Here is a 15,335-nt window from a genome sequence, read left to right as displayed (position 1 = left end):
ACCAAGCTTCAATCAAGCGTCATTTGCGGATTTATGTCCGCATTTGACGCAGCAGCAGGTGTTTCAGAAAAATAGGCATTCGACAGTGCTTGTGCCGCTAACCTTAACGTTGGCACGTGTTGCAATGCCTGTTCCAAATTCATGCGCACCACCGGAGCCTGTAACGCGAGCGAAGCGCAAGCCCGGCCGCTTCTATTCAATATCGGGACCGCTACCCCGATCATGCCGACGTGAAACTCTTCATTATTAGTGGCGACTTTGTCTGTTGTGAAACGTTGAAGTTCTTGCTCTAACAACGCCACATCCGTGATCGTGTTGTTGGTGCAGCGTTGCAGCGGGCCACTCCCGATCAGTTTTTGGCGCTGACTGCGTGACAACTGACTCAACAGTAATTTTCCGCTGGAGGTGCAGTGCAACGGTACGTGCGACCCTGGCTGCAAATTCAATCGCAGCGGCGATGGCGTTTCTACCCGATCCAGATAGGCGATCGCATTACCGTCCAGCATCGTGACATTGCAGGTTTCTCCAATGTCGTCCACAAGCCTCTGCAAAATCACGTGGGCAGGGGCGCGTACGATCGAATTTGCCAATACTTCAAGCGCAAAGGTCGATAGCCTCGCACCAGCGGTATAGCGCTTGCTAACCAGTTCCCGCGACAACATCCCCGCTTGCTCAAGCATGATCAACGTCCGATAGGTGGTCGGCTTGGGTAATCCACAGGCGGACGCTACTTCATCCAGCGAAACAGGTTTATCGACTCGGATAACAGATTCCAATATATGAAAAGCTCTTAACGCTGCCGAACCGGATTGCTTCTGATTGCTTTTCGTAGGTTTCATGGCCCGAATTATCTCAGATTATGATATCAGCAACAACCTGACCAAAAATCAAATTTCTATTTAATGAAATGAAATATTCCGTTTTTTAAATTTTATTCTTGCAATTCATTTTTTTGAGAAGTATATTTAATAAAACGAAATCCACCGTTTCGTTTTTTATCACTCACTACCTTCCAATGTGTGAGGTAGTCGCCATGACGCGCAAGATCTGCGCGCTGGCTATTGCATTGATTTGCATTGATTGGCATTGACTTGCATTGAATTATTTCTCGCGTCCGCATAACGGGACAAAAACGGCATCCTGCCAAATCAATTAAATGCCGACTCCCCGATAAGTGATTTGCCAGGGAAAAACAGGCACAGAAACAGAAGATAACGTCAACAAAGATAGGTAGTCGGTTGCCCCGATTCCGATCTGTCGACCAACTACGGCTGAACGCTTTGCATCGAAAGGACAAGGAGGAGATCAAGCAAGACAAGGCTTCAGGCCGTACAAAATAATGATTACCACTTACAACGATAAGGCGGAGACATGAAAAAAAGATTAAAGGTGAGGCATCTGATATTAGGTCTTATGTGTTTGATGTATTTCATTTCATACATAGACCGTGTCAACATTTCGATTATTGCACCCGTGCTAAAGCATGAGATGGGCCTCACACCGACCGAATTAGGTCTGGTTTTTTCAGCCTTCGCCTATCCTTACGCCGCCATGCAAATCCTGGGCGGATGGTTTGCCGACAAATATGGTCCACGACTGGTATTAGGAATTCTCAGCATCATTTGGGCCGTTGCGACGATCCTTTGCGGCTTCTCATGGGGACTTTGGTCATTAATCATGTTTCGGATGTTATTGGGCGTCGGCGAAGGTGGCGCATTTCCTGCGGCGACACGGTCCTTCACGTTTTGGATGCCCAGTACAGAGCGCGGCTTCGCTCAGGGCATAACGCATAGCTTTGCGCGTTTGGGTGGTGCAGTCACACCACCGCTCGTTTTGCTCATTGTTGTCCAATACGGGTGGCGCGAATCCTTCATTATTCTCGGTGTCATTAGTCTGATCTGGACGTGTGTTTTCGTTTGGCTTTATCGCAATACGCCGATAGAACACAGGTGGGTAACGTCTGCCGAACTGAAAGAAATCGGTATCAATCCGGCTGAAACGAAAAAAGCCGCAAAAGGAAAAACCCCATGGAAAGAGATGATAAAGCGAATGTGGTTGATCACATTCGTGGACTTTTGCTATGGCTGGTCGCTCTGGGTATTCCTGACGTGGTTGCCGTCTTATCTTAAGGATGCACGCGGTTTTGACATGAAACAGCTTGCATTATTTACGGCGCTGCCACTGCTGGCTGGCGTGGTTGGCGACACGTTGGGCGGCGTTCTTTCCGACTATATCTATAAAAAAACCGGCAACCTTAAACTTGCCAGACGCTCGTTGCTGGTGGTCGGCCTAGGTGGAGCGTTGGTCTTCATCCTCCCCGCAATTTATACCGAGACACCGTTGACAGCCGTTGCACTGCTGGCGTTATCTTTCTTCTTCCTGGAACTGACGAACGCGGTGTTGTGGAGTTTGCCTATCGACATTGCGGGTAAGTATGCAGGAACTGCTGGCGGCATGATGAATACGGGGTTCGGTATAGCCGGAATGATTTCGCCAGCGGTATTCGGTTTCCTGATTCAAACGACGGGAAGTTATGAAGTGCCGTTTCTGATTTCCGCGGCGTTATTAGGGGTTGCGGCAGTCTGCTCACTATGGATCGATCCGACCAATAAGCTCAAGGACGAACCAATCGAAGAACCGGCATTCAATCCGATGGGGAAAGTGCCCGTCTTTAGATAGGGTCGGCTTTTTGTCCGGCTGCGGACAAAAATCAAAATGTCAAATCTGAACAATCAACAATCAATAATCCAAGGATGGAGATCATAATGTCAGTTGAAAATTCCGCAAAATCCAACCCGGCGATAGAATTAAAAGTCGTCTCTGAACTCATCAGGAAGGCACGCGCCGCACAGCGCGAATATGAACACTATTCGCAGCAGCAAGTAGATGATATCGTGACTGCGGCAGGATGGGCGATCATGCATCCTGCGCACAATCGCAACCTGGCTGAAATGGCAGTTCACGATACTGGCCTGGGCAATGTCGATGACAAAATATTGAAGAACCATCGTAAAACACTCGGCCTGTTGCGGGACCTGAAAAATGCCAAAACAGTCGGTATCATCGCCGAATATCCAGAGCGTGGATTGATAGAGATTGCGCGACCGGTCGGCGTGGTGGCAGCGATCACACCGTCGACCAATCCAGCCGCAACACCAGCTAACAAGGTGATCAATGCCCTCAAAGGGCGCAATGCCGTGATCATTGCGCCCTCTCCCAAGGGACTGAGCACCTGTATTGCACTGGTCGCTTACATCCATGCTGAACTGAAAAAAGTCGGCGCACCGCTGGATCTTGTTCAGTATCTTCCCGCGCCCACTACCAAGGAGGCGACGCAGGAACTGATGCGCCAGGCCGATCTCGTGGTCGCAACCGGCTCGCAAAACAATATCCGCGCAGCTTACGCCAGCGGTACGCCTGCATTTGGAGTGGGCGCAGGAAACGTTGCCGCGATCATTGATAGTTCAGCCAATCTACGTGATGCCGCAAAAAAAATAAGCAGCTCCAAAACGTTCGACAACGCGACTAGTTGTTCCTCCGAAAATAGCGTTGTGATTCTTGATGCAGTCTATGAATCAGCGGTGGCCGCACTGATCGAAGCAGGCGGTGTCATGTTGGATGCGAACGAAAAAAGTCAGTTACAAAAAACCATGTGGCCGCGAGGAAAACTGGATACCGCCGTCACCGCGCAGGTCGCATCGAAAATTGCAGCACTAGCGGGATTAAGCGAGTCGCGTTTTTCGCAAGCCAGAATCCTCATGGTGGAAGAAGTCGGAACCGGTTCAGACTATCCCTATTCGAGTGAAAAGCTTGCACCGGTACTGACGATTTATCGCGCCCGCGACTTTGATCACGCCTGCCAGATAGTCAATGCTTTGTATGACTATCAGGGCGCGGGCCACTCGGTAGGCATACATACCGATGACGACGCACATGTGCTGCGTTTGGGAAATGAACTTCCGGTTTGCCGGGTCATTGTGAATCAGGCGCATTGTTTTGCCACCGGCGGCAGCTTCGAAAACGGATTGCCGTTTTCACTTTCAATGGGATGCGGCACATGGGGCGGCAATAATTTCTCCGACAACATGCACTACAAACATTACCTGAACATCACACGAATCGTGCGCAGCATCCCAGAAAACATACCGACTGAAGAAGATATCTTTGGCGCGTATCACCGCAAATATAGCTAATCGCTCTCTTGGTATTTCTTGATTTTCAAGAGATGCAGGAGCGATATTTTTATTGCTTGGTTTTGCTTATTTTCTACTCAATTACACTGATTTTAGGAATCAATATTATGCTGCGCACGATTCGTGAATATGTCGATTTTCAGGCTGCGAAAAATCCGGATGCGGTCTATTTGATTGCCCCGGAACCGAACCTCAATATGACGTTCGGCGGCCTCCGGCAAGCATCCCGTAAGCTTGCGCGCTATCTTGCCGGACGTGGAATTCAGCCTGGTGAAAAGGTGGCACTGTTGATGCAGAATGGTTATCAGACCTGTCGTCTATTCATTGGCGCCATGTACGGTGGTTTTTGTGTCACCCCGCTCAATTTGCTGGCACAAGCATCACAGCTTGAATACGTGCTGAACCATAGCGACGCCTCTATCGTATTTGTATCGCCGGATCAGCTGGCACGCCTTCACACCGCACTTAGCAATATCGACCGGAAAATTCAAGTCATTGTGTGTGATATCGACGCAGAAGAATTCATTGCCGCATCAGATCAAATGGAAGAAATGATCGAAGAGATGCCATGCGTCAATGAAGAGGACGATGCCTTGATGATGTATACCTCGGGAACCACCGGCATACCGAAAGGCGTTGTGCTGACCAACAGGTCTGTCATATCAGGTGGACAGTTCGTGTCGGCCGCGCACGAATTGGGGCCGAAAGATCGGGTCATGGCTTCCCTTCCGCTTTACCATATCAATGCTCAGATCGTGACCGCGACATCGACCTTGGTACATGGTGGCAGTCTGGTTTTACCGCATCGTTTTGGCGTCTCGCATTTCTGGCGCTTGGTGGCGCAGTATGAATGCAGCTGGATCAATCTGGTGCCGACCATGGTTTCTTATCTGCTGCAAGGTGCCGAGGCGCCAGACAACAATCTGGATATCAGCCGTGTCCGTTTCTGCCGCTCGGCTTCGGCGCCGCTTCCGCCTGCCCTGCATCGTGCCTTTGAAGACAGATTTAACATTGGGATCATTGAAACCATGGGACTGACGGAAACGGCAGCACCATGCTTCACCAATCCACTCGATTCAGCACAACGCAAGATCGGCAGTGCAGGCCGGGCTTTTGGCAATGAAGCGAAGATTATTAACCCAGAAGGACACGGTTTACCAAGCCGCGAAACGGGCGAAATCATGGTGCGCGGGCCGAACGTGATGAATGGCTATTACAAAAATCCCGAAGAGACCGCCAAGACCCTCACGGCCGAAGGCTGGCTCCACACCGGCGATCTCGGCTATCTGGATGAGGATGGATTCGTCTTCGTCACCGGTCGAATCAAGGAGCTGATCATCAAAGGTGGCGAAAACATTGCGCCAAGGGAGATCGATGAAGCATTACTAAAACATCCAGCGGTACTTGAGGCCGCGGCCGTCGGTATTCCAGATCAACATTACGGTCAGGAGATCATGGTGTGCGTGGTGCTGAGAACTGGGCAACATTGCTCCGAAGATGAGCTTAGAATATTTTGTCGGCATGAACTTGGCGCTTATAAGACACCCAAGCTCATCCGCTTTCAGGACGAATTGCCGAAAGGGCCATCAGGAAAGGTGCAGCGACTCAAGTTGCTGCAACCGGCAGAATGTTAACTTTTCAGCCAGCGTCCCGTCGCTTCCTTATTACACTGTTTCAGTTCATTCCTTGAAGCGCCCTGCTTCGTTCGGTAATTCATGGAAGACTTAACCCACGATTCCCGGCGAGCCCATTTGCATGGGTTGGCGTCGTGGCATGCCGGCAAAAGCAAAATCAAGGTCGGGCTGACGGCCACAAACAATATCCGCAATCGCACGCCCTGACCCGCAGCCCATGGTCCAGCCAAGCGTTCCGTGACCAGTGTTCAAGAATAAATTGGCTATCTTTGACTTGCCAATATACGGGATGTTTGATGGTGTTAGTGGACGCAATCCAGCCCAATAGGTTGGATTATCATAATCACACGCATCGGGAAACAAAGTTCGCACGCGCTGGGTGATGGCATTGCAACGAGCCGGGTTTAATGCGCGCGAGTAACCATTTAACTCGCAAGTGCCTGCCACACGCAGGCGTTGGCCCAGCCGTGATATCACTAACTTATGACTATCGTCAGTTAATGACACAGTGGGTGCCGCTTCTGGATTGATGACCTGATATGTGGCTGAATAACCTTTGCCAGGATAGATCATCAGATTGATATCCAGCGGCTTCAAAAGCGGCGCTGAGAAGCTGCCGAGCGCTACTACAAAAGCATCGGCCCGCAACGTCTGATGGCGACCGCTTGCATCGATTACTTCAATCTCTTTAATCTTCTTGTGCGCACCGCTGCCTTCTGAGAGCAGGCGCGTAACTGTCGTATTGAATCGGAACTGGACACCGAGTTCCGCAGCCTTTTCAGCCAGCGCACAAGTGAACTTATACACATCCCCTGATTCATCGGTTGCCGTGAAGTCGCCACCAACGATCTTGTCGCGCAATCCGGTCAAGGCTGGCTCCAGCCGAATGATGTCATCGACGCTCACGGTATTGCGTGGGCAACCCAGTTCTCGCATCAGCGCAGCGGCGGCCAGCGACTTATCGAACTCGCGCTGGTCGGTATAGAAATGCAGAATTCCCCGCGTCAAAAAATCGTAGTCCATCCCGATTTCGGCACGCACGGCTTGCAAGGTTTGGCGACTATATTCGGCAATCGAGACAATCTGGCGAATGTTGTGCTTGATGCGACCGGGCAAGCATTCACGCAAAAACTGTACACACCATTGCCATTGCAACAGCTCGGGACGCAGCCGAAACAATAACGGTGCGTCCTCTTTACCCAGCCACTTTATGACCTTGAGCAAGGTATGCGGATTTGCCCAAGGCTGCGCATGCGATACCGAAATTTGACAACCATTAGCAAAACTTGTCTCTTGCGCCGGACCGGGCCGACGATCAATGACGGTTACCTCATGCCCGGCCTTGTGCAGGAACCAGGCAGATGCCGTGCCTGCAATACCAGCGCCTAAGACAATGACTTTCATATTAATTCAACTTTCTGTTGGTCAAGCAATTTACTCTTTGTCACGCAGAAACCATCATTGAGGCCTGTCAGCGCCGCTGCCGCCCACCAATGAGCTGCGCGACTTCAGCGAGTAATGCATTATTAATGGGCTGCTGAAGATCAATTGCCAGGCTCCGTTTATAGTAAGGGCTGAGGTCAAGTCCCACGCCCAATCCGCAGATTTCCAGCTGACCAGGAAGCGCCTGGCGACCGACGACTTCTTTCAGATGATTGCCAAGATAGAAATCGTCATTGGCCAGATTGGTGGCGCTATCCATTGGACTTCCGTCGGAAATGACGACAAGAATACGCCTTTCCTCGTTGCGTTGCCGGATGCGGCTACACGCCCATTCCACAGCTTCGCCATCAATACCTTCACGATACAAGTCAGCCTTCAGCAGTGCCGTGATATCGGCACGCGCGCGACGCCATGGCGTATCAGCGTCTTTGTATACCATGTGCATCAGTTCATTGAGTCGACCCGGAGATGCCGGAGACTTGACACGTAGCCAATCTCGATGTGACCTGCCGCCGTTCCATGCGCCGGTAGTAAATCCCAGAACTTCGCTGGCAACGCCGACTTGTTCAAGCGCCCTTACCATCACATCGATCATCACGGTAAGTCGCTCGGAATGTGCCTTCATCGAGCCAGAACAATCGATCAGAAAGCAGACGACGCAATTGGCATTCGGCTTGAACTGCTCTTGCCGAAACAGACGTCGCTCTGAAGGTGAGCTGATTAATTGCGCCAGTCGACGGCCATCGATATAGCCTTCCTCTTCCCCGAAGGACCAATTATCACGTTGCGGAAAGGCGAGCAGCGCTCTTAATTGGCGCGACAATCGCGGGATATTAATACTTAGCGCAGCAATACGCTGATCAATCCGGTCACGATACTCTTTGAGCAATTCCTTTCGGACCAGCGAACTTGCCTCAACCTGCGTGTCGTAGGCAGTCGTAAAGATGGCGTAGCCGTGCGCCGCGTCGTCCAGTACCTTGCTGCGACCACTGGCGGCGACAGTGATTACATCGGTTTCATCATTGTCGAAGTTCAGTAGCAACCTGAGCGCATTTTTGCCTTGCTCTTCTTTGCCGTTTGCTTTTTTTGCGTCGTCCGACTCTTCGCTATCGCTACGGATCATCTCACCGACGATATCGGCAATGGCGCGTGCATGGTGCGCAAAAGTTACCTGATCATCACGATGTCGGCGCATGCCAAGCAAATCGACGCCTAATAGCGGCGCTATTGCCGCGCGAGTGCTCTCGATAATGCCTTCGGTCTTTTCCAAGACCGGTTGGCCGGTCAGCCGCGACCAGCAAATTTGAAATACCGTATAGAGCAAAATACCCGTCGCACTCTCGGTCAGACCAGCGAAATAGAAATCATGCGACCACGCCTCAAATCGATGGTGCAGATTTTTGCGCATGCCGGGCATGGTGTCGGGCACCATCGTTTCCACCCGCAACTGTTCCAGCAATTCAAAAATAAGGCGCTTTACCGGAAGGATGGGACAGTATTTTTGATGGATAACAGGATTGGTATATTGCAGACCCAAGGCAATACTATCCGCCGCGCCCCGAAACGACCGAAAGTCGTCGCGCTGATGAGCGGTTTGCAAGTGCGCGGCATGCGTCGGAAGAATTTTTTGCCCCTTGCGCAAACGACCCGCCTGCGTAGTGACGTCTGCTTCGCCGCTCAGTGAGCGAATAACGGCGACACATAACTCATCGACTTGTTGCTGCTGGCGCGTGCGGTGTGGAGCGGGATTCACTGCGTTCACATTGTGTTTTTGATCTGGTGCAGATGCGACTCTATCAGTTCGTCATCAAAGCAACGTTGAAAGTACTCTGCGACGATGGCGCGCTCGGCTTCTTCACATTTATTGAGAAAGGAGAGCCGAAAGGCCAATGCCGTATCTGAAAATATCTGGCAATTTTCTGCCCAGGTGATCACTGTGCGTGGCGACATAAGGCAAGATAAATCACCAACGGCAAATCCTTTACGTGTCAAGTCAGCCACCGCTACCATGGCTGCAACTAACCGGGTTCCCTTTTCATCTGCGTATGCTGGCACGCGTGCCTGTACAATCGCGACCTCCTCGTCAGGCTCAAGATAATTCAACGAGGCGACAATATTCCAGCGATCAATCTGTGCGTGATTCAACGCCTGAGTGCCATGATAAAGACCGTTCAGATTGCCAAGGCCAATCGTATTTGAGGTCGCAAACAGTCGGAAATGAGGATGCGCATGAATGACGCGATTTTGATCGAGCAAAGTGAATTTTCCATCCCGCTCAAGAATCCGCTGAATCACGAACATGACGTCTGGTCGACCAGCATCGTATTCATCGAAAATCAAGGCCATCGACCGCTGCAAAGCCCAAGGCACTATCCCTTCCTGAAATTCGGTGATCTGTTTTCCATCACGCAGGACGATGGTATCTTTGCCAACCAGATCAAGGCGACTAATATGACCGTCTAAATTGACGCGGATACAAGGCCAGTTAAGACGCGCCGCCACTTGCTCAATATGAGTCGACTTGCCAGTGCCATGTAAACCTTGCACCATCACGCGTCGATTCCAGGCAAAACCGGCCAAAATCGCCAAGGTCACATCAGCGTTAAAGCGATACGCGTCGTCGATATCCGGCACATGCGCACCACATTCACGGAATGCTGGCACCTTGAGATCGGAGTCAATGCCGAACAGGGTTCTTACCGACACCATGAGATCGGCTTTGGCCTCCGATGTTGCTGAAATCGTTGGTTGGGATGAGGCAGTCACGACGGCTTCCTTATATTAAATTAGTTGGCGACGTTCGTTGCCGAGGATGTCTCAGATTCAATAGCGGCCAGCGCTTTAGCTGCACGTTGCAAGGCTGGCAAAAAATGCAAAGCCTTTTCGTGCGTCAAGCGCATGATCGGCGCTTGTATAGCAACCGCCAGATTGGAGCGCCCTTCTGCGGCAGGAACGAGCACCGCGACACACAGTAATCCCGGCAGGAATTCTTCGTTATCGATGGCGTAGCCATTACGCCGCACCACTTCCAGTTCTTGCTCAAGTTTGACCGGATCGGTTTCTGTGTTGTTGGTGTATTTGATCATGGGCATATGGGCCAGCAAACGGCGACGTTGCATCGGCGTCATTTGCGCCAGAAATAATTTACCCGTCGACGAGCAATGCGCCGGGACCCGCGATCCCGGATGCAAATAGAAGCGCAACGGCGCAACGGTTTCCATCCGATCCAGATACACCACTTCGCTCCCTGTGAAGGCAGTCAGATTGCAGCTTTCTCCCACTTCCTCCATCAATTGACGCAGTACGTTATGGCGCGCGCCGTGATGGGTGTTGTTGATCAGCAGGTTTGATGCGAGGCGTCGCAGGCGAACTCCGGTGCTGTAGTGACGACCATCGCCTTCCCTCTGTAGCACACCCACACCCTCAAGCTGTTGCAACATTCGGTGCACGGTCGGCTTGGGTAGACCGATCTCTTCGACGATTCCCTGAAGCGAGAATGGTTGATCTTTCTCAGCAATAACTTCTAACAATGCGAACAAACGCATCGTTGGCGTATCACCGTCGATCTTCTCTTGCTCCATCTTTTCTACAGGATTGTTATTCATATGACTTGTTTATAAAGTTATTCGGATTTTAGTCACAAAACGTCTCGGAATTTGAAATATATAGTTTTACATGTCTATTTTTGTGTTCTACATTACTATAAATTTAAAATAATTGGAACAAATTGTACTACTTTCGATAGAAACACTTAAATAAGACAAAATTTAGCCGTATTTAAACGGGCGTCGATTTCCTCATTTGTTAAAAAAAAATCACGGCTATAAACCGTGATTTTTTACGCCTATTGAATACTTCCGGACACTTTCGAATACTTTCGAATATTCTCAGAATCGTGTTTTGATCGTCGGTACCGCCCGCATTCCACGCTCACATCATCCGTAAAATCAGGAAATACGCCCAGCCATCGGAGACGACGGCGACGCTGCAAAACGTTTCGGAATTCGTCCCGCCAGATAAGCCGCACGTCCCGCTTGCACCGCTAGTCGCATGGCCCGCGCCATTCCGATGGGATCACGCGCACCGGCAATCGCCGTGTTCATCAGCACACCGTCACAACCCAACTCCATCGCAATCGCCGCATCAGAAGCAGTGCCGACGCCGGCATCAACCAGCACAGGAACGTTGGCTTGCTCGATAATCAGGGATAAATTCCAGGGATTCAAAATGCCCATGCCGGAACCGATTAAGGAGGCCAGCGGCATGACAGCGACGCAACCGATTTGCTCTAACATCTTGGCCTGAATCGGATCATCGCTGCAATAGACCATGACATCGAAGCCGTCGCGCACCAATATTTCTGCGGCTTTCAGGGTTTCGGGCATGTTCGGAAACAAATTTTTCTCATCACCCAATACTTCAAGCTTGACCAGTTTATGACCGTTCAATAATTCGCGTGCAAGCTGCAAAGTATAGACCGCATCGTCGGCGTTATAGCAGCCGCCAGTATTAGGCAAAATCGTAAAGTCCGATGGCGGCACACTGTCCAGCAAACTAGGTGCATGCTCATCCTGACCTATGTTGACACGGCGGATCGTCACCGTCACGATCCCGGTTCCACTAGCATCGACCGCGGCACGCGTCTCTTCAAAGTCGCGATATTTTCCCGTGCCCACCAAGAGCCGCGACCGATAAGTTTTACCTGCGATAGTCAGGCAGTCATCCGGCGTTGGTAGTTGCTGGTGTTGATGCAGATTCATTTCTTTTTCCTTACAGAGAACGTCAATTGCGACGCGTTAAACTGTCGATCGTTTTGGTTGTTTCTGCTGCTGACGAATGATGGGGCAGTTCAGACGACACCTAATAATTTGATCAACACCAGACTGGCCGCCGACAATATCAGCAATGACAAGACCACCACTATCGTCACACGTCCGCCAGCCTTCAACACTGAACGCGCATCAACCCCAAGCCCGAGTGCTGCCATCGACATAATGGTCAGGAAATTGGCAGAAAAATGCGCTGGCTGGAGTGCAAACTGAGGAATAAAATGAAAGGACCGCAGCGCCATCAATAGGAGAAATCCGATGATGAACCATGGCACCATCTGTGAAAGTGGCGTGCGGTAGGCGCTGTCCTTGCGCCCCATTAACGACAAGACCAACACCACCGGTCCCAGCATCAAAACCCGCACCAGCTTCACCAGCGTGCCGATTTGCGCGCTGGTCTGCGAGACCGCTGCGGTTGCCGCCAGCACCTGTGGAACGGCATAAACCGTCATCCCTGCAAAAATACCGTACTGCACCAGCGACAGCGACAATACCGGCATCAGAAACGGCAGTATCAGTACAACCATGACACCGAACACGGCAGTAAAAGCAATTGAAGCTGCGACGTCTTTGCTGTTCGCATCGATAACCGGCGCCACGGCGGCGATAGCCGAGTTGCCGCATATGGAATTGCCGCAGGCAATCAGGATCGCCATTTTGGAAGGCAAGCCCGCCACACGACCTATGCAATAACTACCCAAAATCACCATTAACACGACGACCGCAATACCACCAATGAGGTCTGGCCCTTTTTCCAAAATAGCGCTGGCGCTGATCGAGGCACCAAGCAGTACGACGGCGATCTCAAGCACCGTCTTGGCACCAAAACGAATACCTGCCTCAAAGCGCTCATCCAGCTTGTAAAAAGTCCGCACGATGCTGCCGATCAGAATCGCCAGAACCAGACTTTCTAGCCAAGCGCGGCCAAATAAATGCTCTTCCACTGCTTCCAGAGCAAAAGCAGCCGCTGTGACCACCCCGCAAAGCACCAATCCGGGAAGGATGTTTCTTGTCGCTGTTATTATATTTTTATTCATTTGTCTCAACCTTTTTTAGCGCTTTAATGCCATGCGTTAATTATCGGGTGGACAAATAGTTCGGTCCATCTTATAGTTTTTCATGTTTCGTTAACTAAAATTGAACGATTAAATGGCTTTTGCACTTTGGACCGTCAACCATGACTCTTGAACAATTACGTATTTTTGTGGAAGTCGCTGAGCGCCAGCATTTGACGCAAGCAGCGAACGCCCTTTCGCTGACGCCATCTGCGGTCAGTTCCGCCATCCGGGTTCTGGAGAATCGCTATGGCATACCGCTCTTCAATCGTGTAGGACGACGCATTGAGATTAACGAGGCGGGGCGGATTTTTTTGACGGAAGCGCGGTCAACGCTGGCGAGTGCCAGAGCAGCGGAACTGACACTGTCGGAATTGGGTGGACTCAAGCGTGGGGCGCTGAGCATCCAGGCTAGTCAGACGATGGCAAGTTATTGGCTTCCCGAGTTGATGGTGCGCTTTCACCAAAAGTATCCCCAGATTGAGCTGAGTCTTACCGTCGGTAATACGCAGCAAGTAGCGCAAGCGGTCGTCGACGGGGCGGCGGATCTGGGATTCATCGAAGGAACCATCGACGAACCGGCATTGGTGGTGGAGACGGTTGATGAAGACCGGATCGTCGCTGTCGTAGGGCCAGGCCATCCTTGGGCCAACGGCGAGAGGCTAGAACCCGCAGATTTGCGCAGCGGCAAGTGGATCATGCGCGAACAAGGCTCGGGGACGCGCTCCGCCTTCGAGGAGATGCTTAAGGCAATCGGCGTTGACGTGAGTGGATTACACATCGCTCTCACGCTGCCGTCAAATGAAGCAGTACGCTCGGCAGTCATGTCCGGCCCCTTTGTGACGGTGGTATCGGAACTGGTGGTGGCGTCACATCTTCAGGCCGGGTTGCTGTGTAAGGCCAATATTGATCTGCCACTGCGCTCGTTTTATCTGTTGCATCACAAAGCACGCTACAAAACCAAAGCCTCGCTGGCGCTTCAGGAAATGATTCAGCGGAGGCATGATGGAATATAAACTTTATGCATGCTTTTGATCCGTAAGCATTGATAATGCGGCACACTAAAAGTTATAAGAAGATAAAAGCTTTTTAAGTTCTCACGTCCCCAAAGACGAAAAAAAGATCGGCATGTACGCCGAATAGTTCATCAAGGGAACTGTGTTCTTGGAAACTGCAAATGCGCCAACAACCTTGCCGATCAAAGTTGTGTAACAATTTCAACCAGCATCACTTATCCACACTATCCACCATCATCAAAAGGCGTAAAAATGGCAAAAGTCACATTTATCGGTTTAGGGGTCATGGGCTCTCCAATGGCAGGACATCTTGCCAGGCACGGTCATGAAGTGACGGTGTTCAATCGCACCCAGACACGGGCGGATTTATGGGTCACAAAAAACAAAGGGCAAGTCGCCACTACGCTGGCGGCCGCTTGCAAGGATGCCGAATATGTTTTTACCTGCGTCGGTAATGACAATGATCTGTATCAAATCACCTTGGGCGACGACGGAATACTAGCCAACATGACGGTCGGCAGTATTTTGATCGACAACTCAACCTGCTCGGCAGATGCAGCGCGGAAGTTAAGCGACGCTGCAAGTGCACTCGGCATTAGCTTTCTTGATGCGCCCGTTTCCGGCGGCCAAGCTGGCGCGGAAAATGGCGCATTGACAGTGATGGTCGGTGGCGATGAAGCAGCATTTAAACGCGCAGAACCAATCATTAACTCCTACGCCCGTGCGGTGGTATATATGGGTCCAGCGGGCTCGGGCCAACTGACCAAAATGGTCAATCAAATCTGCATCGCCGGGCTGGTTCAGGCATTAGCTGAAGGTCTCGCGTTTGCTGAGCGCGCAGGCCTGAACGGCGAGCGCGTGATCGATGCCATCTCAAAAGGAGCAGCACAATCCTGGCAAATGGAAAATAGAGGCAAAACAATGCTGGCGTCGAAATTCGACTTTGGATTCGCGGTTGATCTGATGCGCAAGGATTTAGGAATCTGTTTCGACGAAGCTGATCGTAACGGCAGCCAGCTTCCGGTCACCCGCCTGGTGGATCAGTTTTATACAGAAGTACAAAACCGCGGTGGCAATAGGCTGGATACTTCTAGTTTGATGATGGTCGCTCGGGTTGAAGAAAAAAAGCAATAAAGTAGATTGACGGTATTCCGGCTATTCCGGT

At 51.1% G+C, this 15,335-nt stretch carries 12 protein-coding genes; 5 read left to right on the top strand and 7 right to left on the bottom strand.

Going from position 1 to position 15,335, the window contains the following annotated elements; translation table 11 throughout:
- Positions 1-8: 8 nt before the first annotated feature.
- Positions 9-839 (bottom strand): IclR family transcriptional regulator, encoded by an 831-nt coding sequence (locus tag ACXX82_RS19980; RefSeq protein ID WP_458563569.1) that lies wholly within the window; start codon positions 837-839, stop codon positions 9-11.
- 532 nt (positions 840-1,371) lie between these two features.
- On the opposite strand from ACXX82_RS19980, the gene ACXX82_RS19975 reads away from it, so the two are divergent.
- The 3 genes from ACXX82_RS19975 (at position 1,372) to ACXX82_RS19965 (ending at position 5,827) form a co-directional block, all read left to right on the top strand.
- Entirely contained in the window at positions 1,372-2,679 is a 1,308-nt protein-coding gene (locus ACXX82_RS19975) for an MFS transporter (protein ID WP_322237771.1), read from the top strand.
- 86 nt (positions 2,680-2,765) lie between these two features.
- The gene (gene sauS / locus ACXX82_RS19970) at positions 2,766-4,193 is read left to right on the top strand and encodes an acylating sulfoacetaldehyde dehydrogenase (protein WP_458563568.1); all 1,428 of its coding nucleotides are present in this window, start codon (positions 2,766-2,768) and stop codon (positions 4,191-4,193) included.
- A gap of 107 nt (positions 4,194-4,300) precedes the next feature.
- Positions 4,301-5,827, top strand: a complete 1,527-nt coding sequence (locus tag ACXX82_RS19965; protein ID WP_458563567.1) for an AMP-binding protein — start codon at positions 4,301-4,303, stop codon at positions 5,825-5,827.
- A gap of 90 nt (positions 5,828-5,917) precedes the next feature.
- On the opposite strand, the gene ACXX82_RS19960 is transcribed toward ACXX82_RS19965, so the two are convergent.
- The 6 genes from ACXX82_RS19960 to ACXX82_RS19935 form a co-directional block, all read right to left on the bottom strand.
- On the bottom strand, positions 5,918-7,231 hold the full coding sequence (locus tag ACXX82_RS19960) for a D-amino acid dehydrogenase (RefSeq protein WP_458563566.1): 1,314 nt from the start codon (positions 7,229-7,231) through the stop codon (positions 5,918-5,920).
- 67 nt (positions 7,232-7,298) lie between these two features.
- Positions 7,299-9,032, bottom strand: a complete 1,734-nt coding sequence (locus ACXX82_RS19955; RefSeq protein WP_458563565.1) for a cobaltochelatase CobT-related protein — start codon at positions 9,030-9,032, stop codon at positions 7,299-7,301.
- Positions 9,029-9,979, bottom strand: a complete 951-nt coding sequence (locus tag ACXX82_RS19950; protein WP_458564031.1) for an AAA family ATPase — start codon at positions 9,977-9,979, stop codon at positions 9,029-9,031. Before ACXX82_RS19950 ends, ACXX82_RS19955 begins: the two co-directional genes overlap by 4 nt.
- Before the next feature lie 77 nt (positions 9,980-10,056).
- Positions 10,057-10,875: an IclR family transcriptional regulator gene (locus ACXX82_RS19945; protein WP_458563564.1), complete on the bottom strand. Its 819-nt coding sequence runs from the start codon at positions 10,873-10,875 to the stop codon at positions 10,057-10,059.
- A 342-nt stretch (positions 10,876-11,217) separates the two neighbouring features.
- Positions 11,218-12,030 carry a thiazole synthase gene (locus tag ACXX82_RS19940; protein WP_458563563.1) on the bottom strand — a complete coding sequence of 271 codons (813 nt, stop codon included), beginning with the start codon at positions 12,028-12,030 and terminating at the stop codon, positions 11,218-11,220.
- An 89-nt stretch (positions 12,031-12,119) separates the two neighbouring features.
- Entirely contained in the window at positions 12,120-13,136 is a 1,017-nt protein-coding gene (locus ACXX82_RS19935) for a YeiH family protein (RefSeq protein ID WP_458563562.1), read from the bottom strand.
- A gap of 140 nt (positions 13,137-13,276) precedes the next feature.
- Between ACXX82_RS19935 and ACXX82_RS19930 the strand changes: the two genes are divergently transcribed.
- Both ACXX82_RS19930 and ACXX82_RS19925 read left to right on the top strand, forming a co-directional pair.
- The gene (locus tag ACXX82_RS19930; RefSeq protein WP_458563561.1) at positions 13,277-14,170 is read left to right on the top strand and encodes a LysR family transcriptional regulator; all 894 of its coding nucleotides are present in this window, start codon (positions 13,277-13,279) and stop codon (positions 14,168-14,170) included.
- Between the two features lie 252 nt (positions 14,171-14,422).
- On the top strand, positions 14,423-15,304 hold the full coding sequence (locus ACXX82_RS19925; protein ID WP_458563560.1) for an NAD(P)-dependent oxidoreductase: 882 nt from the start codon (positions 14,423-14,425) through the stop codon (positions 15,302-15,304).
- The last annotated feature ends 31 nt before the right edge of the window (positions 15,305-15,335 follow it).

Source organism: Glaciimonas sp. GNP009, assembly GCF_054343755.1.
This window is presented reverse-complemented; position numbering and strand designations above follow the sequence as displayed.